Genomic DNA, 26,127 nt, shown 5'->3' with positions numbered 1-26,127 from the left:
TTATTATTGCGGGCGTCAGAGGTAACTCTCACGCCCGTAAATTTGTATTTAGACTTGTCGATCTAGATAATAGCTTTATTCGGCATTTCAGCCGGCAGAACTTTTATCTAGATTGATACACAGACTACTGAAGTGATCATTCGGTAGTAGCAATTATTTTGGTGACCTAGAACATGTCAAAACGTGATTTTTACGAAGTATTAGGCGTAAGCCGCGATGCATCAGAGCGCGATATTAAAAAAGCGTACAAACGCTTAGCGATGAAATTCCACCCGGACCGTAACCAGGGTGATGAGACCGCAGCAGATAAGTTTAAAGAAGTAAAAGTAGCGTACGAGATCCTAACCGATTCTCAAAAGAAAGCAGCTTACGACCAATACGGTCATGCAGCCTTTGAACAAGGTGGCATGGGCGGCGGCGGTGGTTTCGGCGGCGGTGGCCAAGGTGACTTCGGCGATATCTTCGGTGACGTATTTGGCGACATCTTCGGCGGCGGTCGTCGTGGTGGCGGTCAACAGCGTGCACAACGTGGTTCAGATCTACGTTACAACATGGAACTTTCTCTAGAAGAAGCGGTTCGTGGTGTTTCTAAAGAAATCGAAGTACCAACACTTGTAGAGTGTGATACTTGTGACGGCAGCGGCGCGAAAGCGGGTTCTTCTGCACAAACGTGTGGCACTTGTCATGGCCACGGCCAAGTACAAATGCGCCAAGGTTTCTTTGCGGTTCAACAGACTTGTCCTACTTGTAACGGTAAAGGCAAGATCATCAAAGACCCATGTAACTCATGTCATGGTCAAGGTCGCAAACAGAAGACGAAAACACTTAACGTTAAGATCCCTGCTGGTGTTGATACTGGCGATCGTATTCGTCTATCAGGCGAAGGCGAAGCGGGAGAGCACGGCGCTCCAGCTGGCGATCTGTACGTACAAGTACACGTAAAAGAGCACAACATCTTCGAACGTGACGGCAACAACCTTTACTGCGAAGTACCAGTAAGCTTCTCTATGGCTGCTCTAGGCGGTGAAGTTGAAGTTCCAACACTGGATGGTCGTGTAAACCTTAAGGTACCAGAAGAGACACAAACGGGCCGTATGTTCCGTATGCGTGGCAAGGGCGTGAAAGGCGTTCGTGGTGGCGGTGTGGGTGATCTAATCGTTAAGCTAGTGGTTGAGACTCCAGTTAAGCTAAGCGCTCGCCAGAAAGAATTACTGCGTGAATTCGAAGAAACCTGTGGTGGTGAAGCGGCAAGCAAGCATAAGCCAAAGTCTGAAGGTTTCTTCAGCGGTGTTAAAAACTTCTTCGATGACCTAACTAAGTAATTGATAGTGATTTGAAAATTTTAAAGCCTGCCAGTGTGCAGGCTTTTTTGATCATCTCGTTTAGTTAAAAAATGCAGCCATGTATATGCCTAGTCATTCTTTAATCAAACCAAGGGCATTAATTTCTACTAGTTCCAGCAATCTGCAGGGGATTCTTCACCTGAAGATTTTAGCGTCATTGTTTTGGGAGTGCCTAAGCAAGAGTCACCACTTTGCCCCTTAGTTGACTGTGCCGTGGCAGTTATTATATATGCCATGCTGCTTGAACTTGCGACAGAAAATACATAGCGATCACTTGGTGATTCACACATAGTACAAGCCCCTCCTGAAACAATACTTCCCCAGCTATATACACCATTGTAAGACTGCTCAAGCGTGAGTTGGATTTTTGCCATATCAGCTAATGCTGCTGTTCTATGGGATTTTATTACATGCTCGGTATAGCTTGGGTAGGCAATAGCGGTTAGTACTCCAATAAGAGCCACTGCGATCAATAGTTCGATCAATGTCATCCCTTTGTTACTTAAGTTGTTGTTGTTACATTTATTTTTTCGAATCATCACGAGTAGTTCCTTCTCTATATTCAGCCTATTTTTCTTCGGTGGTAGCATCCTTGCAAGATTAAATACGGTTACGTATCGGTTTACATAGGAATTTGGGAAATGTCTCGCGGGTTTACCTTCTTAGAGCTACTCATAACCATATCAGTGCTCTCTATATTATTGGCAGTTGCCGCTCCAAGTTTTAGTTCGGTCTCGGAAACAGTGAAAATGCAACGGCTAGCTACCGAGCTGAATGGTTTTATGATGCAGGCGAAATCTGAGGCAGTTATGAGAAATACTGATCTTTGGGCTCATTTTCTAATGAATGGTAACTCAAATGACACCGGTGATTGGAAAATTGAATTGACTGAATTCGATGTTCCGAATACCGGTACGGCAATCCTTACAATGGAAGGAGTTTCATTTCGAAACATAGATTTCACCGTTAACTACAGTTCTGAACAAATTAAATTTAGTGGAGTAAACGGTAAAGCTAAAGATGGGCATCTCTTATTTGATATGAACTCTAAGCCTTTAAAGCTTATAACATATAGTACTTCTGGAAGAATGAGAATCTGTGGTGTGGGAGGAGACTTTTATGGTTATCAGACCTGCACTTAAGAGGCAGCAATTCGGTGCAACATTAGTTGAATTAATGATCTCTTCTATTTTGGGAATTGTAGTTATTGGAAGTGTGGGGGCGGTATTTATATCGGGACAAAACATCGCATCCGAGAGAAGTAAAGAATTACTATTATTACAACAAGTTTCAGGCACTCTTCAATACTTTAAAGAGGATATCCAGCGAGCAGGCTACGATGGAGGGACTGGTGTGTCTCTAAAATTATCAGGAGCCACAAATACCTTATATATATCACCAGACTCCAAAATGGTCGCATTTGCATATGCTCATCAATCAGAGATTCGAAATGTTGCTTTTGTATTTGATTCCGGCTTAGTCAAAGTTTGTGATAGTCCCTCCAGTATCGTAAAAACGGTATCAGCGGCTACTAGTGGATGTTCTTCAATTTTTGAGCCGAATCAAATACGAGTGATTGATTTCAATGTCAATCAATCAAGTGTTGAAGCTCAAGGTGTTAGTTCAGGCATGGCAACCATTACTATTTCTGCTGAATTAGTAGGAGATACGTCCGTTAATTATTCATCAAGTGTGATTGTAAAAAATAGGAATTGGCGATGAATAAAAATCAACAAGGTGCGGTTGTTTTACTTACAACAAGTGTATTACTAGTTACGGCGTTAATGTTGACTTTTGGTAGTTATCGTTCAGTTTTTTATCAAATAAAAAGATCTCAAAATGAGGTCGAAGCGCGCAAGCAGCAATGGGAGGCTGAAGGTGGTCTAGAGTGTGGTTTCACTCAGTTTAAAAATGAAGGGAATCTTCCTCCTACAATTACAGTGTGCTCAATGAAGAATCAAGTCACCCCTGTTTTCAATGCAATTCTAACAGGTTATCAAATATCGTCTGCGAGTGGGCATTCTCATTTGAAGAAAAATATCGTATTTGGAGGTTCACTTAGTTCTGGTGCTATACAGTCGAGTGCCGATGTTTATTTTCATTCAAGTACCACATTTTCAACACCAGATCCTGGTGTTTTAAGTAGTGATGGTTGGGAGTGTGTTGCGCTTCGATATCGTAGCCGCTATCACTATTCATCTATGGATAATAAAGGGGTGGTACATGGTGTACCTCCATATGCCGGTTTTCAAAATCCATCAGGGGCTGATTGCTCTAATGTTACAGGTAATGATCATTTGTCCAATGGAGATGGCAATGATTTTGTCTTAGATTCAAGCGTACAACCTTTTGAGTCTTTTTTCGGTGTTCCAGTTGAAAAGCATAACGATATAAGAGATGAAGGGACATTTTCGGTGATTAATGGGAGTGGGACACCCAAAATACTAGCTAATTGTGGGCAAGTTCTGGCAACACTGATTAATGCAGGCAATCATCATTTATGGGTTGAAGGAGGCTGTGAAATCACTAAAGCGCAATACAATGATTTAGTTGATGCTACAGCCTCAACTAATGGAGTTACAATTTTAATTCATGATGGGCTGATGTCTGTTATGGGAAAACCTTCTACAGGGGCGACTTCAAATCATCTTAAAGGTGTACTATTTCACCTTAATGTTGATTATTCACCTACCCCTGCCGATTGGGTGTCTTATGATGCCAATATTCATCTGAATCATGTCCCGAGTGTTATTGAAGAAAGCTACCGAACTATCACCTCTTACTATCAACACGGTGCATTTAAGGTATCTGGCGGACAGTACTTTGATGCACCGAACCAAGCCGCTGTGTTCTTTGATTCACTGGATTTTAGATTTAATAAAGATGTGGTCGATAATTCAAGAAAAGAATTTACGCAAATTCAATGGCAAAAAGGTTCATGGAATGATTTGTAAACAGAAAGGTTTTAGCCTAATCGAAGTGCTTATTTCGTTTTTGTTGATCGGTGTTAGTTCTCTAGGGCTAATTAAATTACAAACGTATGTTGAGCAAAAATCTGACTTTGCTACTCATAGTGTAGAAGCTCTGCATTTGGCTGAAAATAAGCTGGAATGGTTTAGAACTCGTGGTGCATCTGCCGCTTTATCGAGTATAACGCCTGCGGATTTTGCTACGGATATTGTTGATGGTATGGATCATTCGCATGTTAAATATCAACTTAATTGGACAGTGACGAACAGTTTATCTGGAGCGCTGAAGACCGTTCAGATAACAAGCTCATGGGAAGACCGGTTTGGTAGTAATCGAGTTATCGAATTACATACTATGATTTCCAAATACAGTGAGTTTGATTGACCCTCAAGCAAACGTTTACTGCATGCCAAGGCTCATGCTACCCCTTTTACTGATAATTTTCACTCCTCGGACATTGTTTACGTGCTAGTTAAAGCTCTGTATATGGAATGGTGTTTTTTATGTTTTCATATTGTTGTGGTTGTATGGTATTTTTGCAAAATATGTCTCCATTTATGGAAAATTAGGTGGAATCTTGTGCTTTTTAACAACGACTTTAATAGAATATGTGCTGTACCAATAGGCCGTGGTCAAAACTTATATTAGGCCTAAACAAAACAACATCACATATGGAGTTACAATGAGTAACCAAGCCGTAAAAAAAGCACCATCGACTGAGAAGATCAGTGGTATGGACCGCTTTCTAAACTTCATTGAACGCGCCGGCAACAAAATTCCAGATCCAGCAATCCTGTTCTTCTGGGCTCTAGTTATTGTATGGGTAGCATCTGCACTTTTATCGAATCTTTCATTCGACTTAATCAACCCTCAAACGGGTGCTGCTCTTGAAGTAAACAACCTACTAACTGGTGAAGCGCTTGCTAGCTTCCTAGCGAATATGGTTACCACGTTCACAGGCTTCGCACCTCTAGGCATCGTACTTGTTGCTATGCTAGGTGTTGGCGTTGCAGACTCTTCAGGCTTCATTACGACTGGCCTTAAGAAGATGCTTAACTTCACGCCAGCTAAGCTACTAACGCCGATGCTAATCTTGGTTGCTATCGTGTCTCACACAGCAGCTGATGCAGGTTACGTTCTAGTAATCCCTCTTGGCGGTATCATCTTCCACGCTGCGGGTCGTCACCCTCTAGCGGGTATTGCAGCAGCGTTTGCTGGTGTATCAGGTGGTTTCTCAGCGAACTTTATCCCTTCAGGTATTGATCCGCTACTAGCTGGTTTCACTCAAACAGCGGCAAACGTTCTTGACCCTGCATATGTGATCAACCCTCTAGCGAACATCTTCTTTACTGGTTTGTCTTCAATTCTAATTGTGGCAATTGGTTGGTACGTTACAGAGAAAATTATCGAGCCTCGTCTTGCTAATACGCCTGTAGATGAAGATGCAGAACAAGCACCTGATCTAGGTACGTTCACAGCCATTGAATCTAAAGCATTCAAATTCGCTGGTTGGGCAATGGTTGCCGGTATTGGTCTGCTTATCGCGGCTCTAATGCCTGAAAACTCAGCACTTCGTTCACCTGAAGGCGAATTAACGGCGTTCTCAGCACCAGTGATGAAGTCTATTGTTCCTCTGATCTTCATCCTGTTTATTATTCCGGGTATCGTCTACGGCCGTGTAGCGGGTACATTCAAGAATAGTAATGATGTTATCAAAGCAATGTCTGAGACGATGGCAACGATGGGCGCATACATTGTAATGTCGTTCTTCTGTGCTCAGTTCCTATCTGCATTCGCTCAATCAAACATCGGTACTATGCTGGCACTTTACGGTGCTGAAGGCTTGAAAGCGATGGACCTTCCAGGTGAAGCAACGGTTGTTGGTATGATTCTACTAACGGCTGCAGTTAACCTTCTTGTTGGTTCTGCTTCAGCTAAGTGGGCACTGATTGGTCCTATCCTAGTTCCAATGCTAATGGTTGTGGGTATCTCTCCTGAGCTATCTCAAGCGGCTTACCGTGTAGGTGACTCAGTGTCTAACATCATCTCTCCACTAATGGTGTTCTTCCCACTGGTTGTTGTTTACTGTCAGCGCTACGTTAAGTCGACAGGTATCGGTACTCTAGCTTCTCTAATGATGCCATTCTCGATTGCGATGTTAATCGGTTGGTCTATCTTCTTGCTAGCTTACTGGGCTCTTGGTATCCCACTAGGTATCCAAGCACCTTACACTTACACAATGTAAGATTGAACTAAGCAAAACTAAGCTTTATTCATTGCTAAGCCCGCACCGAAATGTGCGGGCTTTTTTTCGCTATTTTTTCCGTTTTTTATATCCAAGGTTTTTATATCCAAAACTTTCTATATCCAAAACTTTTTATATTCAAAATAAAGGCACTCAGCTTATACTCCGGATTACGGCTAATTGTTGGCCGGTAAATTTAGGAAATCCAAGCCACATGAAAATTCTGCTTTTAGTAGGGTTAATTGTTTTAAATGGTCTGTTTGCCATGTCTGAGATTGCATTGGTAGCAGCAAAAAATAGTCGGCTGAAACGCTTAGCCGAAAAACACCGCTCCGCTCAGGTTGCTCTTGATCTCAAAGAAAACCCAACCCGCTTCCTCTCTACAATCCAAATCGGTATCACGGTAATCGGCCTACTCAGCGGGATTGTGGGTGAGGCGACGCTATCGGCTCCACTAGCCGTTCAACTTGAACTGTGGGGACTAGACCCAACACAAGCGAACATCTTGTCTACTGCGGTTGTGGTGGTAGGTATTACTTATTTCGCTATCGTTGTCGGTGAGTTGGTACCAAAGCGTTTTGCTCAGTCTCAATCTGAAAACATTGCTGTGTTAGTCGCGCTGCCAATCTTCTGGTTATCTAAAATCGCGACGCCGTTTGTGTTTGCGTTGTCGGCTTCAACGGAAGGTATTCTTAAGTTGATGGGCCGAGGCGGTGAAGAAGATAGCGTTACCGAAGATGATATCCATGCACTTGTGAAAGAGGGCTCAGAATCGGGTGTGATTGAACGCGGCGAACAAGAGATGATTCGTAATATCTTGCAGCTTGATGATCGTCTTGTGAGCTCATTGATGACTCCGCGTCGAGACATCGACTTTCTGGATGTCGACCAACCCGTTGAGCAGATATTAAAGAAACTGCGTTCATCAAAACACAGTGTGTTTCCATTGTGCCAAGATCACCTCAATAAAGTGGTGGGTACAGTGTCAGCCAAAGCCTTGCTGAATCAGGCGGGCAATCTAAGCATTCAAGTGATCATGGGGCTGTCTCGCTCGCCGATCTATGTTCCAGAATCGATGAAAGCTCTGCGTCTACTTGGCTACTTTAAAGAGTCGGGTACCGAGATGGCATTCATTGTCGACGAGTATGGCGATGTTCAAGGTCTTGTGACTCATTACGATATTCTTGAGGCGATTGCTGGCGAGCTATCGAATAATCCGAACGATCTTTGGACCGAGCAAGTGGAAGACGGTTTGTTGGTGGATGGATTGATTCCTATCAGTGAACTGAAAAACCGTTTAGAGCTATCGGATTTTGAGGGCGAAAGCGAGAGCTTCCAAACGCTGAATGGCCTTGTGACATGGTTAATAGGGCGCTTACCGGATGCAGGCGAAGTTGTTCAATACCAGCAGTGGCAGTTTGAAATTATCTCTGTTGAGAACAATCGCATTGTGAGTATCAAAGCGACGCCAATAGCCGATGACATAGAAGACGCTAATAGCTAACAGTTCGACCAACCAGCAAGCGGCAATGGTTCATTGTCTGTTGTTGTCTATTACCTCTTTATTGTTCATTATCTCTAAGATTAGGTATGCTTCACCGCATACCTATTTTCGTTTTTATCCTTTGTTTCTGGAGTTCCCTTTGTCAGACCATCAATTCACCCCTCAAGATGAAATCTTCATGCGACGCGCCATCGAGGTGGCTACGCAAGCAGAGAGCGAGGGAGAGGTTCCTGTTGGTGCAGTATTAGTAAAAGATGGGGAGATTATCTCTGAAGGATGGAACCGTTCGATTGGCAGCCACGATGCTACGGCACACGCAGAAATTGAAACCTTGCGTAAAGCCGGTCAAACCTTAGAAAACTATCGGCTACTCGATACCACTTTATACGTTACGCTAGAGCCTTGCCCAATGTGCGCAGGTGCCTTGCTACACAGCCGAGTAAAGCGCATTGTGTTTGGTGCTCCAGACTTAAAAGCAGGCGCTGCAGGTACAGTGTTGAATTTGTTTGAAAGCCAGGCCTCATACCACTATGCCGACGTTGAACATGGTTTGTTAGAGGAAGAGTGCCGTGAGCAATTACAAGCGTTTTTCAAGCGTCGTAGAAAAGAGATAAAAGAGAAGCGAAAGCAAGAACGTCTGTTGGAAGAGCAGCGTTTAGAAGCAGAGATGAAGGCTGGCAATAAGAAATAGCAGCGTACTTTCGGCACTCTCTATCGCAAGAGTGCCAAGCAAACTGACTGAGTAACTACATTTACTCAGCAATCATCTGCATGAAAGCGCGATTGCGCCAAATGATCTTCTTCTTATTATTTGAAAGCATACGCTTACGACGGTTTGCAGCAACGGTCTTATCAAGGCGTTTCGATTTCAGTTTCTTCATCATTTCAATGATTTCCTATTTGTCGTCTGACTTTTTAGTTTGGACTAACGATTTAATTATAGTGTTATTCGTTTGTTTGGCCTGTCGCACGCTTGGCTTAAATAGAAGAGCAGTTCTAGTCTAAAGCCAGCATTGCAGTGCAACAGAGCATAATCTTGATTGTGGTGTGCCGTTATAAGGTTCGATTGTTACTGCAATATGACACTCTAGATCTCATCATCATTTTCTTGCCTGCTTCCCTTATCCCTTAGTGACGAAAGAAGAGTCGAAAAAAGACAATAAAAAAGAGCAATGCTAGATGGCATTGCTCTTTTGGGTTTTACTGTGAAGGCTCAGAACTGCTTACTGTCGACTGAGCTGCGCTGATACTCGATTCAGCACCTGAGGTTTCTAAAGGTGGGATCACCACCAAACCTTCAAGGGTCGCTTCTTGTTCTTTATTGCGCTTATTTACATGGCCAATAATGCTTTGGTAATAACGGCGAATGTTTTCAACGTAGTTTCTCGCTTCATCACCACGCGCATACCCATATCGAGTTTGGCTGTAGTACTTCTTCTGTCTTAACAGAGGTAATCTGTCTTTCACATCGCCCCAAGCATCAGGATCTCCTCCTTGTGCCTTCGTGAGGCGACGCGCGTCCATCATGTGCCCGTAACCGACATTGTATGAAGCAAGTGCAAACCAGATCTTTTCGTGTTGAGTGATTGAATCTGGTACTCGGTTCACGATACGACGCAGGTACTCAACACCGCCTTGTACCGACTGGTTCGGGTCGAGACGGTTGGTTACCCCAACACTCTTCGCGGTGGGCAGTGTCAACATCATCATGCCACGAACACCCGTTGGTGAGCGCGCAACAGGGTTCCAGTGTGATTCTTGGTAGGCCAAAGCGGCAATCAAGCGCCAATCAAATTCTTGAGAGTACCTTTGAAATAGCGGCGACCATTTTGGCAACTTGCTGTCCAGTGCGCGGATAAAGGCACGAGTATCAACGTAGTCAAAAGTGCCGATGTGGCCGATGTATTTCTCTTCTAGTGAAGCCAGTTCACCAGACTGTTTTAGGTTACCGAAGAACTCAATCAGCAAAGCATACAGGCTTTCATCTTCCGATCTATTTAGGTACCAAGAGATAGGTTGGTCTTCTGTCAGCTCAAATGCCAAGGCAACATCTGGGTACAAACGTTGCGCCAGTGATAGCTCGATAGAGTCGGCCACTGTGAATAAACGTTCGCCTGTTGATACTTCTTTTAGCAGGTCATTGATATCAGCATTGCCGACCGCATCATAGATAAAGTCATCGTGTGTTTTCTGCAGCTGCTTTAGTGTTGGCTCAAAGTGTGAGTCTTTCACCACAACCAAAGATGGCGTTAATGTGTCAGTAGACGCCGCCTCTTCTGATTCAGTTTGTGCTTTAACAAAGTCAACCTGACGCTCATTCTCGAAATTGATCAGTTGTTCAAGGTTTCTCGGTCGCCACTGGCCTTTTTTGTATACGACCTGTTGGCTTACGTAGTAATAAGCAGGTGCGGCGCGATAAGCTCGTGTCAGTTTGTTGTTTTGCGTTAAGCCGGTCGCGATAAGATCGATTTCGCCTTTCTGCAGTGCAGGGAACAAGCCAGACAAACGGTAAGCGGGTTTAACCTCAAGCTTTACACCAAGCTCCTGCGCAAATTCACGAGCTAATTCGTAATCCAAGCCAGCAGGACCATCAGGACCGATGTAATAAGAGAGTTGGTTATTTAGGGTGCCGACACGAAGAACGCCACGATCTCGTATCTGCTCAAGGACACTTTTAGGTTCAGATTCAATCTGGCATCCAGCCAACCCAAATAGGGCGATGGCGAGCAGAAGGAACTTAGACGAAAAGATGAGCGTAAATTTAGGCATCAAAATGAAATCTCGAAAAGTGGAAGCTCCTTTATACCAAACCCCGCAAGGCTGGCAAAGCAGGTTTAATTAAACAGTTGTAAAAGTGGTGATAAATGCAGCAAAAGTACCATTTACGCAGAAAGATAAAAAAAATCACGCAAACGGTTGCTTTTGGTGTTACGTCACAAAAAGAAATGCTTTATAATGCGCTCGCATTGAAGAGGTGGGATCGGCATAGGTTTTTAAACCTTCGGGAATAGCTTCGAAGAAAACAGTTAGGTTTTTCCTTTAACCCACTGAATTTATTCCAATACTACCTTAATCAACTGCATAAGAGACGTAAGCACATGAGAATTTTGCGTGGCTCCCCAGCTCTATCTGAGTTTCGTGTTAACAAGCTTTTAGAGCTTTGTCGTGAATTAAGCTTACCTGTAACAGGTATTTACGCTGAGTTTGCCCACTTTGCTGATCTAACGGCAGACCTAGATGAGTCTGAAGTTGAGAAGCTAGAAAAGCTACTGACTTACGGTCCAACGATTGAAGAGCATGAACCTGAAGGTTTACTGCTGCTTGCAACGCCACGCCCAGGCACTATCTCGCCTTGGTCTTCAAAATCAACAGATATCGCACACAACTGCGGACTGGCTAAAGTGTCACGTCTAGAGCGCGGTACTGCTTTCTACATTGAAACCTCTGCTGAACTTTCTGAACTTCAACTTGTTGAGCTGAAAGCAATCCTGCACGACCGTATGATGGAAGTGGTTTTCACTGACTTCGAATCAGCGGCGGCACTATTTACCGTTGCTGAGCCTGCTCCTTATGCGGAAGTTGACCTACTAACTGGTGGACGTAAAGCGCTTGAAAAAGCAAACGTTACCCTAGGTCTTGCACTTGCAGAAGATGAGATTGATTACCTTCTTGAAAGCTTCACTGAGAAGCTAGGTCGTAACCCGACGGACATCGAGCTAATGATGTTTGCACAAGCGAACTCAGAGCACTGTCGTCATAAGATCTTTAACGCTGATTGGACTATCGATGGCGTTAAGCAAGAAAAATCATTGTTCAAGATGATTAAGAACACCTTTGAAACGACACCAGAACATGTTCTGTCTGCTTATAAAGATAACGCAGCGGTAATGACAGGTTCTGAAGTTGGTCGTTTCTTCCCAGATCCAGAAACTCGCCAGTACAGCTACCACCAAGAAAAAACACACATCTTGATGAAAGTTGAAACGCACAACCACCCAACGGCAATCTCACCGTGGCCAGGCGCATCGACAGGTTCAGGCGGTGAAATCCGTGATGAAGGCGCAACCGGTATTGGTGGTAAGCCAAAAGCGGGTCTTGTTGCTTTCTCTGTATCTAACCTTAAGATCCCGAACTTCGTTCAACCTTGGGAAACTGACTTTGGTAAGCCAAGCCGTATCGTTACTGCTCTGGATATCATGCTTGAAGGTCCTCTTGGTGGCGCGGCATTCAACAACGAATTTGGTCGTCCAAACCTACTTGGCTACTTCCGTACTTACGAAGAGAAAGTAAACTCTCACGCAGGTGAAGAAGTGCGTGGTTACCACAAACCAATCATGCTAGCTGGTGGTCTTGGCAACATCCGTGATGAGCACGTTCAGAAGAAAGAGATCCCGGTAGGTGCAAGCCTAATCGTTCTAGGTGGTCCTGCGATGAACATCGGCCTTGGCGGCGGTGCGGCATCTTCAATGGATTCTGGTTCTTCTTCTGAAGATCTTGATTTCGCTTCTGTACAACGTGAAAACCCAGAGATGGAGCGTCGTTGTCAGGAAGTTATCGACCGTTGTTGGCAGCTTGGTGATGCGAACCCAATCGCATTTATCCACGATGTGGGCGCGGGCGGTATCTCGAATGCTCTTCCTGAGCTAGTCGACGATGGCGAGCGTGGCGGTATCTTTAATCTACGTGACGTGCCAAACGATGAGCCGGGCATGAGCCCACTTGAGATCTGGTGTAACGAATCTCAAGAGCGTTATGTAATGGCGGTTGCTGATAAAGACATGGCAACGTTCGACGCGATTTGTAAGCGTGAACGTGCACCGTACGCAGTGGTTGGTAAAGCAACTGAAGAACGTGATCTGAAATTAGAAGATTCACACTTCGACAACACGCCAATCGACATGCCAATGGACATCCTATTAGGTAAAACACCTAAGATGCACCGTGACGCGAAAACGCTAAAAGCTAACAACCCTGCGATTGACCGTTCTGGCATCGAGATGAACGAAGCGGTTGACCGTGTTCTTCGCTTGCCAACAGTCGCTGAGAAAACATTCCTTATCACCATCGGTGACCGCTCGGTAACAGGCCTTGTAGCTCGTGACCAAATGGTTGGTCCATGGCAGGTTCCTGTTGCTAACTGCGCAGTAACAGCGGCAAGCTACGACTCTTACCACGGTGAGGCTATGTCTCTTGGTGAGCGTACGCCAGTGGCACTTCTAGACTTCGGCGCATCGGCTCGTCTAGCGGTTGGTGAAGCAATTACTAACATCGCAGCGACCAACATCGGCGATATCAAACACATTAAACTGTCGGCTAACTGGATGTCTCCAGCAGGTCACCCAGGTGAAGATGCAGGTCTTTACGAAGCGGTTAAAGCGGTTGGTGAAGAACTATGTCCAGCTCTGGGTCTAACTATCCCAGTGGGTAAAGACTCAATGTCGATGAAGACTAAGTGGGAAGAGAATGGCGAGCAGAAAGAAGTAACGTCTCCGCTATCTCTTGTTATCACTGCGTTTGCACGTGTTGAAGATGTTCGTAAGACGATTACTCCTCAGCTTCGCACTGACAAAGGTAATACAAGCCTAGTTCTTATCGACCTAGGTAACGGCAAAAACCGTATGGGTGCAACAGCACTTGCACAGGTTTACAAGCAGCTTGGTGACAAGCCAGCAGACGTAGACAACGCAGCGCAACTAAAAGGTTTCTACGAAGGCGTTCAAGCACTTGTAGCGAACGACCAAGTTGTCGCTTACCACGATAAAGGCGATGGTGGTCTATTCGTAACGCTAGCAGAAATGGCATTCGCAGGTCACTGTGGTGTTAATGCAAACATTGAAGCGTTAGGTGAAGACACGCTAGCAGCACTGTTCAACGAAGAGCTAGGTGCAGTAATCCAAGTCCGTAACGACGACCTAGACGCAGTACTTTCTACTCTTGCAGCTAACGGTCTAGAAGCATGTTCTCATGTGATTGGCAGCGTTGTTGATGAAGGGGAAGCATCAGATGAACTAGTGATTAAGTCTGGCGAGTCTGTAGTGATTGAACGTAACCGTACTGAACTACGTACTATCTGGGCTGAGACAACGCACAAGATGCAAGGTCTGCGTGATAACCCAGTATGTGCTGACCAAGAACATGAAGCGAAGAAAGACAACTCGGACCCAGGTCTGAACGTGAAACTGAGCTTTGACGTAAACGAAGACATCGCAGCACCGTTCATCAACACAGGTGCTAAGCCTAAGATGGCGATTCTACGTGAGCAGGGTGTTAACTCTCACGTTGAAATGGCAGCAGCATTCGACCGTGCAGGCTTCGAAGCAACTGATATTCACATGAGCGACATCCTAACAGGTCAAGCGGTACTAGAAGAATACAACGGCCTTGTGGCATGTGGTGGCTTCTCTTACGGTGATGTACTAGGTGCTGGTGAAGGTTGGGCGAAGTCGGTTTTGTTTAATGACTCTACTCGTGACCAGTTTGAAAACTTCTTCAAGCGTGAAGATACCTTCTCTCTAGGTGTGTGTAACGGTTGTCAGATGCTGTCGAATCTACGTGAACTTATCCCAGGTGCGGAGTACTGGCCACGTTTCGTTCGCAACGAATCTGAGCGCTTTGAAGCACGTTTCAGCCTAGTAGAAGTTCAGAAGTCAGATTCTGTATTCTTCAACGGCATGGAAGGTTCTCGTATGCCAATCGCTGTTTCTCACGGTGAAGGCCGCGTAGAAGTACGTGATAACGACCACCTAAACGCGATTGAAAACTCAGGTACGGTTGCTCTACGTTACGTTGATAACAACGGTAACCAAACGCAGCAATACCCGAATAACCCGAATGGTTCGCCAAACGCTATCACAGGTTTAACAACGACTGACGGCCGCGTGACAATTATGATGCCTCACCCAGAGCGTGTATTCCGTACGGTTGCAAACTCTTGGTCTCCGGAAGGTTGGGGCGAGAATGGCGCTTGGATGCGTATGTTCCAAAACGCACGTAAGAACGTGGGTTAATTGAAAACGATTTAAACAGTGTTATCGGGACAATAACCACAAGCGCAGATCGAAAGGTCTGCGCTTTTTTTGGTGGTGAGTGTGGTGTAGGGATCACCGTATAGTGGATGTGTGTATAACAAACTTTTGGACAGAAATGAGTTTTGGAAAATCAAACATTAGCAAATGACTAATAACTTCAGGTATGACAAATAACTAAACCTGATAGAAAAACTGCCACCAAAGAGCAAAAGACAAGACCTGACCCTATTGTTTTTTGTACGCAAAAAAACAGCAGTCAGTGATAGGGTTTAATCGCCAAATAAATTCTACGCAAACTACCATTTTCATGCCGGGCTAAATGACATGGTTCAGCATGCACTCCCAAGGGCCTCAAAGGGAAGATTGAGCACCTTCTGCCCATTTGGTCAGCTTTAAATCGTCCAAAATAAGCAGCACGCAAGGCACAACAATTGACGCTAGTAACGTAGCCGAGACTAAGCCAAACGCAATACTGGCAATTAACGGGATCAGAAATTGCGCTTGCGTACTGGTTTCGGTTAACAGTGGAAGCAATCCTGCAAATGTGGTTAACGAGGTGATAAATATCGCTCTAAATCGGTCACGTACCGCCTCTCGACAAGCGTCTATCAAGCGCTCGCCTTGGGCGATATTCTTCTTAATAAAATTGACCAACAGAATGTTATCGTTAACGACGATACCCGCTAAGGTAGCAAAGCCAACCAAGCTTGGAATAGTCAAATCGAACCCCATGCCCAAGTGCCCCCATACCACACCAATCCAGCCCATAGGGATTGCCAGCAGCACAGCAATCGGTTGAGTGTAGCTTTGTAACAGGAACACTAAAATAAGATAAATCCCCACCACGCCAAGAGCAAAGAAGGTCGCCAGCGAGGAGCCCGTATCTGAGCTTTCTTTATCCTGACCTTGCGAGGTGAAGGTGATGTCTGGGAATTTGTGTTGAGTTTGCGAGACAAATTCGCTATTGAACTGCAGCATGATTTCACGCGCATTGGCAACCCGCGTATCGATATTGCCTTGCACAACCACAGTGTTCATCCCATTAATGCGGTGAATTCGCGAGAAGGCTTGTTTTCTGTCAAACGTCGCAACACTTGATAATGGAACTAGGGTTCCATTGCCTGCCGTCACCATCAAGTTATTCAACTCATACAGGCTAGCTTGGTGCGTAAACTCATCCAGTCTCACACTAATATCCACCAGCTCGCCTTGTTGGAAAACCGTCAGATCAGTACTGCCTTTTACCGCGCTGCGCAGCGTTTGAGCAATGTTGGAAGCATTAACTCCCATCACGCCAGCTTCATCTTTAAGGTTAACGTGAAATTCGGTTCTGCCCTCACGCAGATCGGTGGAGAGGTTATAGACACCGTCAAATCCCTTCAACCATTTCACCAGCGAGCGGCTGACTTGATTGAGCTCTTGTAACGACTCACCCTGAACCCGAATATCAATGCCATTGCCAGCAATGCCCCGTTCTTTATCGGTAAACTTGAGTGAAACCACATCCGCCGTAGGGCCTACTTTTTGTTTCCAATCTTGGATCAGATCTTTAATGCTCTGCTGCCTAAATTGCGCTGGCAATAGATCGGCACTGACGGTTGCCATATGCGGCCCCGACTCATTAGCATCAGCATTTGAGTTGAACATGATCGTGGTGCTCGCGACCAAAGGTTTTGAGCTTGGGTATTTCTCTGCGTATTCTTGGTTGAGTTCATCAAGCGCGTTTGAAACCTTCTCCACCACCGCCTCTGTCTGGCTCAGTAAACTGCCTTGAGGGAGCAAGATACGCGCCTGCAGCACATCACTTTCCAAGGCAGGCATGGCTTTGAATTTCAGCCAACCTGACGAAATGGAAGCGGTTGAAATCATCACCACCATCACCAATATCCCTACTGAAAGATAAGGTGCATTCATCGCCTTGACACTCACTGGCACAAAGAATCTGTCTCTGATGTTTTCAAAACCGGCAATGAACTTGTCCCGTATAGGATTAGAGCGAGATTCAGTATGGCTATGTGCCAAATGAGACGGCAAGATCAAGAAAGCTTCTATCAGACTAACAAGCAAGGTAATCAATAACACGATGGGAATATAGCGTAGTACTTCGCCCATCTTGCCTGTGAGAAACATCAGCGGCCCTATCACCATGATGGTGGTAGCAAACGATGCAATCACACCTGGGAAGACTTGTTTGGTACCTTCAACTGCAGCGTCAAACGCGGGTAGCCCTTGTTGCCTCTTGGCAGCGATGTTTTCTGCAATGATCAACGAGTCGTCCATTAGCAGACCAATCGCGACAATCAGCCCGACCAGCGTCATCATATTCAGGGTATAACCGAGAAGTTGTATCGCAAAAATGGCGCCAAGGAATGAAACCGGCAGCCCCATGGTGACCCAAAAGCTAAAGCGAATATTAAAAAACGCCCACAACATCAAAAATGCCAGTGCTAATCCCTGTGCGCCATTGCTGGTGAGGATTCTCAGACGCTCAATAATATTGGTGCTGGAATCTTGGGTGATGGTTAAAGCGACGCCTTCAGGGGCTCTCGCCTGTTCTTTTTCAACGATGCTGACGATCGCATCTTTGACCGTTAAGGTATCTTGAAATTGCGTTTTGGACACCTGAAGCAAAGCGGCACGCTGACCATTGAACAGGATTTGATTTTCATCGCTAGTGAACTTCTGCTGAATAACGGCAACATCACCGAGGCGAACCTGAGTCCCCGTCTCACTGGATTTAATCACGATATTTTCGAAGTCTCTGACGTTGCTGCCTAAGTGGTCGAAGCGGACGCTGATCTCTTCCAAGTCATTACTAAATACGCCAGCAGGAGTGCTGATACTTTGCTGTTGTACTAGATTGGACAAGTCGGACACACTCAGGCCGTACTGCTGCAACTTCCACTGCGATACGCGAATTTCTATTTCTTGATCCGCAAAACCGCTCACGGTCACCTGAGCGATCAATGAGCTCTCTTTTAACTTGTGCTTAATTTGTTGGGCATAGAGATATAAGTCCCTATCTGACATATTGCCGGTAATCGCGACACTGGCCACCGTTGCCACTCGGTCCAGTTTCGACACCGTGATCTGCTCAACTCGATCCGGAAAATCACTGATGGCGTTAACCTGCTGTTGAATATCGCTGGTTAAAGTGTCAATGTCTTCATCATCGCCGATTTCCACATTGGCGATGACCAAACTCTCTCGGGCATCACAGCTTAACTCTTTAATTCCACTCAGCTTATCGAGAGAATCTTCCAACGGGTAACACACTTCTTCCATCATCTCAAAAGGTGACGCGCCCGGATAAACGATCCGAACCTCAATATTTTTGGTCGGCGTCAACGGAAAAGTGTCTTTCTGCAGTTTGGGCAAGGCAAAAGCCCCTAACAGCAGTACCGCCATCATCAGGACATTGGCGCCAGTGGTGTGCCGAGCAAAAAAAGCGATCATAATTTGCCCTCTTTCTGAATCGCGTTTAGGGCTTTAAATCCGCTCTGCGTATCCAACCAAAGGCCGATTTTCTCATCCGGTTGCGGTTGTAAAGCCATCCCCTCAACGGCGGGTGAAAGTTTACTTAGCACAACCACATCACCGAATTCCACGCCAGATTTGATCACCGCAACCTGCCCTTGGACGAAATCTATCCTGACAGGTTTGCTTTTCAGTTTACCTTCAGAGACAGTGTAAACTTTACCATCATGGATGGCGTTTATCGGTAGCAAGACTTGTTGCTCCATCATTGGTGCTTTAATCGTGACTTTAACGAAAGTCCCACGAATAAGTGGTGGCTTCTCCCCGGGAATGGCTTGCTGATAGGGCTGATTTACTTGTGCAACCAGGCTTTGGCTTTGAGTCTGAGCATCGATTTCACCGCCGGATCGGCTGATCTCGGCAGGCCAAGTAATTACTTTATCGCCTGCTTGGAGCTCGACTGTCGCGCTCAAGTTGCTATGAACATCTTCGTCAAGCGAGTCAAAGCGATTGGAATTTCTTAGCGGACGCATTTTACCAAGCGGAAACTGCGCGCGAACCTCAACGGCATCGATGTCATCCGCTTTGAGCAGCAATTCCCCCTTGTTGACATACTCGGCGAGTCCAACCAAGGTTTCGACAATGCGAATATCAAATGGGGCTTTAATTACGGTTTGTTCGAGATCTCGGTTTGCAAGTGCTAGTTCCGTTTGCAAAACCTTTTGCTGCGCTTGATTAATTGCCAGTTGGTTTTTCTGTGTCTGGAGCTGTTGCTGGCTGCTGAGCAAGTCTTTGGTCGCGCGGTCTTTCTCTGTTTTGGAGATATGCCCGGTTTCACTCAATTTGATTGAGCGGGCATATTCTGACTGTTGTACCTCAAACTCTTTCTCTGCAATCTTGAGCGAATCGATAATGGTCTGATTCGTTAGCATTAGCACTTCAAGCTCAGCTTGCAAACGGGCAATAGTAAGTTGATAAGCGGTGGGGTCAATTCTAAGGAGTTCGCTGTCTTTGCGGATAATAGCGCCCGTTTTGTATTGCTCAGAAACCCACACAACCGCGCCGTCAAGTTCAGACTGTGCCTGCCAGTCTTGAACAGACTCGGTATGTCCATATCCGATGGCAGAAGGTTGGATATTTCGCGGCTCGACTTTCAACACCCGAACCACCTTTTTAGCAGCCGTATTACTCGCATTAGGCGGTTCAGCCTTCATCCCTGGCGCGATCACCAATAACGCGATGCCCAACAAAACAGGAGGAACAAACAGAGCCCTTTGTAACCAGCTATACCTAGTCATAGCGATTCCCTTACTATATATTAGCTTTTCCTTAAGCAAAAGGTAGCACACCAACATAAGCGGATTTGCTTCCTTGATCTCAAAATAAGTCAGGCCTCACAAATGGAGGCCTGATTGAATTGAGCTACTGATTGTTTTTGCCTTTGCCCATGGTATTTTTGGGGTTCACCATGCCTTGATGAGCATTAAACTCTTGTTGAGAGATAGCGCGATCCGCGTTGCTATCTAACGAAGCAAAACTGTGGCTTTGATTGATATTTTTCAACGTACGTCCCTCTTCTGCTCGCTGGGCAATACGTTCTGAGCGTGCTTGATTGAACTCGGCTTCGGTTATCTTGCCATCACCATCGAGATCAAACTGTGAAAATACTGGGCGTGACATATTGTTATTCATGCCTTTATTCATTCCACCAGCCATTGCTCCGAAGGCAATAACGATACCGAGTAACGCGATTATCGTGCTTTTGATTTTCATGACGTTTTCCTTCTCTTTGTTTCACTACTTAAGAATATACTAATGTAAGTAAGATAACGTCATGTGATGTAAAGGTATGTAAAGATGGCTAAGTAGATATCGATTTATGTTCTTATCGGTTTGTAAGCGCAGCGCAACAGAAATTATGAAACTTCTGCCGCTAGTACTCTGGTAAGAGTACAGGCATAGCTATGTCCAAATGGTTTTCAAATTATCCCAAACTTTCAGCCACCGAAACCGAAACCGAAAAGCCAATGATATAAAATCCCTAGTTTCGAAAAATATGGCGATTTTTAGACATTCAGAGTGTTTTCGAACTTTTGCCCAGCAGTTTGCCTTGCAAATATCCAACAGACAAGGGATTACTTTTAGTAGGGCAAATACATGTTAAAATTCTGTTAACTCTGACTGGTAATGGGGCAATAATGATTCCCAGAACATACAAAAAAGCCGCTGGATTGAACCCCAGCGGCTTATTATTTTCTAGCATCTAGCATCTAGCATCTAGCATCTAGCATCTAGCGCTTAGATTAGTTGTTGCTGTGTAGTTCGCTGTTTAGCTCAACAGCAGACTTGTTCGCAAGACATTCAATTTGGCCAGTGATTGAGTTACGACGGAACAGAAGATCAGAAACGCCAGCTAGATCGCGAGCTTTAATGATCTCTACTTCGTTGCCTTCTTTATCTAACATGCGAACCTTAGTACCCGCAGTCACGTAAAGACCAGACTCAACCGTACAACGGTCGCCCATAGGGAAGCCAAGACCAGCGTTTGCGCCTAGTAGGCAGTTTTCGCCGATAGAGATAACCATCGTACCGCCACCAGACAGAGTACCCATGATAGAAGCGCCGCCGCCGATGTCTGAACCGTTACCTACAACAACACCCGCAGAGATACGACCTTCAACCATGCTCACGCCAGTTGTACCAGCATTGAAGTTGATGAAACCTTCGTGCATTACTGTTGTGCCTTCGCCTACGTGTGCGCCAAGACGAACACGAGAAGTGTCAGCAATACGAATACCTGTTGGTACTACGTAGTCCACCATTTTAGGGAACTTGTCTACGCAATCTACAGACAGAGCACGACCTGCAAGGCGAGCTTCGATTTGACGCTCAGCCAGCTCAGGTAGGTCGATAGGGCCTTCGTTTGTCCATGCGATGTTGTGCAGTAGACCGAAGATGCCGTCCAGTACCGTACCGTGTGGTTGTACTAGGCGGTTAGAGATAAGTTGTAGCTTTAGGAAGCCTTCAGCAACTGATGCTGGCTTCTCGTCAGTAGCAAGAACAACAAGAACAAGTGGCTGTTCAGACGCTGCCGCTTTTTCTGCGAAAGATGCGTTAGCTGCATCATCGTTTGCTGCGAATGCTTTCGCCAGTTCTGCGCTTTGTGCAGCAGAGATTTCGATAGCTTGGTTGCCTTCAGCGTAACCTGACACTTCAGCTACAGCTGCTACAAGAGCGTCGCTTGGGTTTAGAAGCGGGTTAGGGAAGAACGCTTCAATGATTTTATTGTCGCGATTTTTGGTTGCCGTACCGAAGGCTAGTGAAAAATAAGCCATGTTGAATCTCCATGTGTTGAGTCTTGATTTTGCTATTCCAAAACAACGGCTCGAATAACAAGCGCTGCCGTTAGCAAAGTTAATTTAATTGCGTTCATCATAAAGAGAGCGCCCTCGTTATGAAAGGGCGTATCGGGATAAAGTCTGTAAAATGATATTGCTTGTCTTTTGAGAGATGGTTTTCTGCAATGAGAAAACACTGCAGATCAACACAAATTGATTGGTGCGTTAATCAACATTCTCCTGTGAATCCCCTCTTTAGATAAACAGCGCCTTATGAGCTTGTTCAATACCTTCAATCAGCATCTGCATACCAATAACGGCGAGTATCAAACCCATCATTCGGGTAATTACATTCAATGCACTTGGTCCAACGGCTTTAACGAAGCGCTCGCCAAATACGACAGCAGAATGTATTTAATCTTAGATACAAATAATTATTAGAAATAGATAGTAGAGCACGTGTGAATAAAAAACAGCCAGCATAAGGCTGGCTGTTTGATTTTAGTGATAGGTGTAGAGTTTTGGTCGCGCGTTATTGCGAGTTTCTCAATTATTAAGCTCGACACAACGGCCTCTATATAACAGGCCGACGGTGGATCTCGTTTTGGCGCTATGCGTTTTGAGATTCACTTACTGCGACAGCCAATGCAACTGTAGCACCGACCATTGGATTGTTGCCCATGCCGATGAAGCCCATCATCGCCACGTGAGCAGGAACAGAAGAGCTACCTGCGAACTGGGCGTCAGCGTGCATTCTGCCCATGGTATCTGTCATGCCGTAAGACGCTGGGCCTGCTGCTACGTTATCTGGGTGTAATGTTCGACCTGTACCGCCGCCTGAAGCTACTGAGAAGTATGGCAAACCTTGGCGAGTACGTTCTGCTTTGTAGATACCCGCTACAGGGTGTTGGAAGCGAGTAGGGTTGGTTGAGTTACCCGTAATACTGACATCCACTTCTTCTGTGTGCATGATAGCCACACCTTCACGTACATCATCAGCGCCGTAACACAAGATGTCGCCGCGAGGGCCTTGTGAGAAACGGCGACGTTCAGTTTCAACAAGTTCACCTGTTTGGTAGTCGTATTGAGTGCGCACGTAAGTGAAGCCGTTGATGCGCGAGATAAGATAAGCCGCATCTTTACCTAGGCCATTTAAGATCACTTTCAATGGGTTTTTGCGTGATTTGTTGACGTTTAGCGCAATTTTAATCGCACCTTCTGCTGCAGCAAAAGATTCGTGACCCGCTAGGAAGGCGAAGCAGTGGCTCTCTTCATTGAGAAGACGAGCGGCTAGCGCGCCATGTCCAATACCAACTTGGCGTTGTTCAGCAACACTGCCAGGTTTGGTGAATGCTTGAAGACCTTCACCAATAATATTAGCGGCTTGTTCTGCGCTGGTGGCTTTACGAAATAACGCCAGTGCTGAGCCAAGGATATAAGCATCTGCAGCGCTTTCAAAAGCGATAGGTTGGGTATCCATCACTAGCGCTTTTGGATCAACGTTGTGGGCTTTACAGTATTGGTCAGCTTGCTCCAAAGAGTCGAAGTTCATTTCTGCCAATACGCGAGTTACTGATTCATTAAATTGAGTGTTCATCATATCTTTCCTCTAAATTGGCAATTAGTGTTGGCGTGGGTTAATCGTGGTCACGGCTTCATCGAAGCGGCCATAGGTCCCTGTCGCAAGGTCGGCCGCTTCATTCGCTGGCACGCCTTGGTTAATCGCCTTCATCATTTTGCCGAGGTTGAGATATTCGTAGCCAATCACTTCGCTGTGATCATCAAGTGCAAGCTTGGTCACGTAACCTTCTGCAAGCTCTAGGTAACGTACGCCTTTTGCAGCGGTTGAGTAACTGGTACCCACTTGGCTGCGCTGTGTTTGACCTAAGTCTTCTAATGCAGCGCCAATTTCTAGACCACCTTCAGAGAAAGCTGATTGAGTTCGACCGTAAACAAACTGCAGGAAGATTTCACGCATGGCTACGTTAATAGCGTCACATACTAAGTCTGTATTAAGTGCTTCTAGGATAGTTTTTCCGGTGAGGATTTCAGCGGCCATCGCGGCTGATTGAGTCATGCCTGAACAACCAATCGTTTCGATTAGTGCTTCTTCGATGATGCCGTTTTTTACGTTAAGAGTCAGTTTTGCAGCACCTTGTTGTGGTGCACAAGTGCCAACACCGTGGCTTAAGCCAGAAATAGCGATGACATCTTTTGGGCTAACCATTGCGCCTTCAACTGGAATTGGAGCTGAATTGTGAAGGTCACCCCTTTGAATAGGGCACATTGATTGAATTTCTGAAGAGTAGTGCATAATGTTTTCTCACTTGTAGAGCCATTTAAGACCTAGGGCGTTGAGAAAACAGGACGTGTTGGAAGAGGTGCGGCTAATTCACTACAGATCTTGAGTATCGATAATCCAAAGGTGTCATGGGTCTTGGTCTCAATAGACTAAGTCCATTTCAAAATGGAGGAATAGCGATACATCCAACAGTATTACCTGTTTTCGATTCTGTAGGAGTCATTAGCACTGTTCGAAAAGAACGGGCGGTTGAAGCAAAAGCTTAGGTGGAACCCCATCACCTGATGGCTATAGATTAGATCTTTATCACACTTTTGTGCAAGCGAATGTTTAGAGCGATTTCGACTATAAACAAGCTTCATTATATTTCGAAAAGTATAAAAAAACGCCAATAACGAACTCTGATTAGAGGCGTCATTGACGTTTTTTAGAAAGGTATCAGCTAGTTAAGCTGCATCTTCTTCTGCGTCTTCAACAGCTTCAAGCTTCTTAGCTTTTTTCGGAGCTGGCTTACGCTTAGCACCTAATGCGTAAAGAACTTCTTCTTTGTTCTTCGCTAGGTACATTGCAAGTTCTTCTTGCTTGCCTTCATCTTCAACTAAATCGCTTTTGCCTAACAGTTCAAAAAGCTCATCAGCCATATCCAGCATTTTGTCGTATGCGTCAGCTTCGGCTTTAGAGGTAAAAGTCATTTTCTCTTCTCCGTTGCGTTCCACCACGTACTTGACGATAACAGCCATGGTTAATCCTCTAAGTTTGATAAATTTTACTGGCTTTTTATACAGTTTCTGATGTTAAAAGTCCAGTTGGAGCCCCAACTATGCGGCCTCAATCTTGATGTGTAGCCCAGTCTTCACAATAACTCATGAAAGATTTCAGCAGCGGGCTCTGGTATTTGTCTTTATGTACCAGCATCCAGAAACGTCGTTTCATGTCGAGTGGCACATCGAGCGCTTTCACCCGGCCTGAATCAATCGCTCGTTGCGCCGCCAATCGTGATAAACACGCGAATCCAAGATTGGCAGAAACCGAATTGATGATCGCCTCTGTCGTGTTGAGTTCAAAAGATTCATACCAGTGTTCGATACGTGGTGCGACGGCACGAAGGAAAAACTCGCGAGTCCCTGAGCCTGATTCACGTAGAATCCAATGGCTGCCTTCTAAATCGCTTAAAGTTACTTTTTCTTTTGAAACGAGAGGATGTTGATTACTAACAATAATACACATTTCATCGCTGCTAAACTGACTCGAAATGAGTTCAGGGTGTAATGTTTTTCCTTCAATTAGCGCGATATCAAGTTCATAATCCACCAACTTTTGACAGATCAGTGCACTGTTTGAAATGAACAAGCTTTGATCCTGGTGCTGAGTTCGTTCACGAAAACCTGACAAAATAAACGGTGCGACCTGATTACCAATCGTGTCACTCGCGCCGACCTTTAAATTGCCACTTAAAGGCTGGTCGTCACGGAACAAAACATCAATACCCGCAGCTCGGTGAAGTATTTCATCAGCCAAAGGAAGTAACTTATGTCCCTCTTGGTTGAGAATTAATCGGTTGTTGACCCGGTCAAATAGAGAGTGGCCGAGTTGTTTCTCCATTTCGCCTAGTGCCATGCTGACCGCAGCTTTAGACAAAAACAGCGCTTCTGATGCTGCGGTAAGCGTCGAATGCTGGGTAATGGTGACAAACACTTTGAGTTGTTTAATTGAAATATTAGCCATCAGATTCCTAGTTTTGCTCTGCTGGTGAAAACGGGTTCTGTTCAGTATTGATGAACACTTGTTATATATAATTGGATATTGTTTAACGAAGCGCAAGCGTATTATGGCTTCAACAAGCTGATGAGTTCACAAGTTTAGTGAATTAAGTTTAAGAGAGGCTGACATGATTCAACGTATTAAATATAGATTAACAGG

General features: G+C 45.2%; 19 protein-coding genes, 2 pseudogenes and 1 riboswitch. Of the genes and pseudogenes, 9 read left to right on the top strand and 12 right to left on the bottom strand.

Annotated features, from left to right (window positions below):
* Positions 1-173 precede the first annotated feature (173 nt).
* The gene (gene dnaJ, locus AB4209_RS00495; RefSeq protein ID WP_017068546.1) at positions 174-1,322 is read left to right on the top strand and encodes a molecular chaperone DnaJ; all 1,149 of its coding nucleotides are present in this window, start codon (positions 174-176) and stop codon (positions 1,320-1,322) included.
* A 128-nt stretch (positions 1,323-1,450) separates the two neighbouring features.
* Here the strand turns inward: dnaJ and AB4209_RS00490 are convergent, their stop codons facing one another.
* A complete protein-coding gene (locus AB4209_RS00490; protein ID WP_102497419.1) occupies positions 1,451-1,882 on the bottom strand; it encodes a type IV pilin protein in 432 nt (143 codons plus the stop codon).
* A gap of 102 nt (positions 1,883-1,984) precedes the next feature.
* Between AB4209_RS00490 and AB4209_RS00485 the strand changes: the two genes are divergently transcribed.
* The 7 genes and pseudogenes from AB4209_RS00485 to tadA all read left to right on the top strand — a co-directional run bounded on the left by AB4209_RS00485 (position 1,985) and on the right by tadA (position 8,753).
* Entirely contained in the window at positions 1,985-2,485 is a 501-nt protein-coding gene (locus AB4209_RS00485; RefSeq protein ID WP_017095315.1) for a GspH/FimT family pseudopilin, read from the top strand.
* The gene (locus AB4209_RS00480; RefSeq protein WP_372054415.1) at positions 2,463-3,065 is read left to right on the top strand and encodes a PilW family protein; all 603 of its coding nucleotides are present in this window, start codon (positions 2,463-2,465) and stop codon (positions 3,063-3,065) included. The genes AB4209_RS00485 and AB4209_RS00480 overlap by 23 nt, the downstream gene beginning before the upstream one ends.
* Positions 3,062-4,297: a hypothetical protein gene (locus AB4209_RS00475; RefSeq protein WP_372054413.1), complete on the top strand. Its 1,236-nt coding sequence runs from the start codon at positions 3,062-3,064 to the stop codon at positions 4,295-4,297. The genes AB4209_RS00480 and AB4209_RS00475 overlap by 4 nt, the downstream gene beginning before the upstream one ends.
* Complete coding sequence (locus tag AB4209_RS00470; protein ID WP_372054412.1) at positions 4,287-4,697, top strand: prepilin-type N-terminal cleavage/methylation domain-containing protein; 411 nt, start codon at positions 4,287-4,289, stop codon at positions 4,695-4,697. The genes AB4209_RS00475 and AB4209_RS00470 overlap by 11 nt, the downstream gene beginning before the upstream one ends.
* A 298-nt stretch (positions 4,698-4,995) precedes the next feature.
* A complete protein-coding gene (locus tag AB4209_RS00465; RefSeq protein WP_017059875.1) occupies positions 4,996-6,558 on the top strand; it encodes an AbgT family transporter in 1,563 nt (520 codons plus the stop codon).
* 214 nt (positions 6,559-6,772) lie between these two features.
* A complete protein-coding gene (locus AB4209_RS00460; protein ID WP_372054410.1) occupies positions 6,773-8,062 on the top strand; it encodes a hemolysin family protein in 1,290 nt (429 codons plus the stop codon).
* A gap of 86 nt (positions 8,063-8,148) precedes the next feature.
* Positions 8,149-8,753, top strand: a pseudogene (tadA, locus tag AB4209_RS00455) (tRNA adenosine(34) deaminase TadA).
* Between the two features lie 61 nt (positions 8,754-8,814).
* On the opposite strand, the gene AB4209_RS00450 reads toward tadA, so the two are convergent.
* Positions 8,815-8,946 (bottom strand): hypothetical protein, encoded by a 132-nt coding sequence (locus AB4209_RS00450; protein WP_017059878.1) that lies wholly within the window; start codon positions 8,944-8,946, stop codon positions 8,815-8,817.
* Between the two features lie 316 nt (positions 8,947-9,262).
* Positions 9,263-10,831, bottom strand: coding sequence for a membrane-bound lytic murein transglycosylase MltF (gene mltF / locus AB4209_RS00445; RefSeq protein WP_102394075.1), 1,569 nt, complete (start codon positions 10,829-10,831; stop codon positions 9,263-9,265).
* 329 nt (positions 10,832-11,160) lie between these two features.
* Between mltF and purL the strand changes: the two genes are divergently transcribed.
* Positions 11,161-15,069 carry a phosphoribosylformylglycinamidine synthase gene (gene purL / locus AB4209_RS00440; protein WP_372054408.1) on the top strand — a complete coding sequence of 1,303 codons (3,909 nt, stop codon included), beginning with the start codon at positions 11,161-11,163 and terminating at the stop codon, positions 15,067-15,069.
* A 372-nt stretch (positions 15,070-15,441) separates the two neighbouring features.
* Here purL and AB4209_RS00435 read toward each other — a convergent pair whose 3' ends face one another.
* The 9 genes and pseudogenes from AB4209_RS00435 to AB4209_RS00395 form a co-directional block, all read right to left on the bottom strand.
* The gene (locus AB4209_RS00435; protein WP_372054406.1) at positions 15,442-18,546 is read right to left on the bottom strand and encodes an efflux RND transporter permease subunit; all 3,105 of its coding nucleotides are present in this window, start codon (positions 18,544-18,546) and stop codon (positions 15,442-15,444) included.
* Complete coding sequence (locus AB4209_RS00430; protein ID WP_032545691.1) at positions 18,543-19,865, bottom strand: efflux RND transporter periplasmic adaptor subunit; 1,323 nt, start codon at positions 19,863-19,865, stop codon at positions 18,543-18,545. The genes AB4209_RS00435 and AB4209_RS00430 overlap by 4 nt, the downstream gene beginning before the upstream one ends.
* Positions 19,866-19,989: 124 nt before the next feature.
* On the bottom strand, positions 19,990-20,340 hold the full coding sequence (locus AB4209_RS00425; RefSeq protein ID WP_017059884.1) for an EF-hand domain-containing protein: 351 nt from the start codon (positions 20,338-20,340) through the stop codon (positions 19,990-19,992).
* 530 nt (positions 20,341-20,870) lie between these two features.
* Complete coding sequence (gene dapD, locus AB4209_RS00420) at positions 20,871-21,902, bottom strand: 2,3,4,5-tetrahydropyridine-2,6-dicarboxylate N-succinyltransferase (RefSeq protein ID WP_017059885.1); 1,032 nt, start codon at positions 21,900-21,902, stop codon at positions 20,871-20,873.
* A gap of 258 nt (positions 21,903-22,160) precedes the next feature.
* Positions 22,161-22,304 (bottom strand): annotated as a pseudogene (locus tag AB4209_RS00415) (MarC family protein); the annotation flags it as partial.
* 211 nt (positions 22,305-22,515) lie between these two features.
* Complete coding sequence (locus tag AB4209_RS00410; protein WP_136984408.1) at positions 22,516-23,505, bottom strand: GGGtGRT protein; 990 nt, start codon at positions 23,503-23,505, stop codon at positions 22,516-22,518.
* A gap of 21 nt (positions 23,506-23,526) precedes the next feature.
* Complete coding sequence (locus tag AB4209_RS00405) at positions 23,527-24,219, bottom strand: iron-sulfur cluster assembly scaffold protein (protein WP_102432259.1); 693 nt, start codon at positions 24,217-24,219, stop codon at positions 23,527-23,529.
* Positions 24,220-24,413: 194 nt separating this feature from the next.
* A riboswitch (Fluoride riboswitch) is annotated at positions 24,414-24,498 on the bottom strand.
* A 155-nt stretch (positions 24,499-24,653) separates the two neighbouring features.
* On the bottom strand, positions 24,654-24,947 hold the full coding sequence (locus AB4209_RS00400; RefSeq protein ID WP_008223840.1) for a YebG family protein: 294 nt from the start codon (positions 24,945-24,947) through the stop codon (positions 24,654-24,656).
* Positions 24,948-25,035: 88 nt separating this feature from the next.
* Complete coding sequence (locus AB4209_RS00395; RefSeq protein WP_048657887.1) at positions 25,036-25,932, bottom strand: LysR family transcriptional regulator; 897 nt, start codon at positions 25,930-25,932, stop codon at positions 25,036-25,038.
* Positions 25,933-26,127 lie beyond the last annotated feature (195 nt).

The sequence above is a fragment of the Vibrio sp. 10N.286.48.C11 genome (assembly GCF_041469805.1).
Lineage (GTDB): Bacteria > Pseudomonadota > Gammaproteobacteria > Enterobacterales > Vibrionaceae > Vibrio > Vibrio crassostreae_C.
Note: the sequence above shows the minus strand (reverse complement) of the source record. Positions and strands in the feature narration are given on the sequence as shown.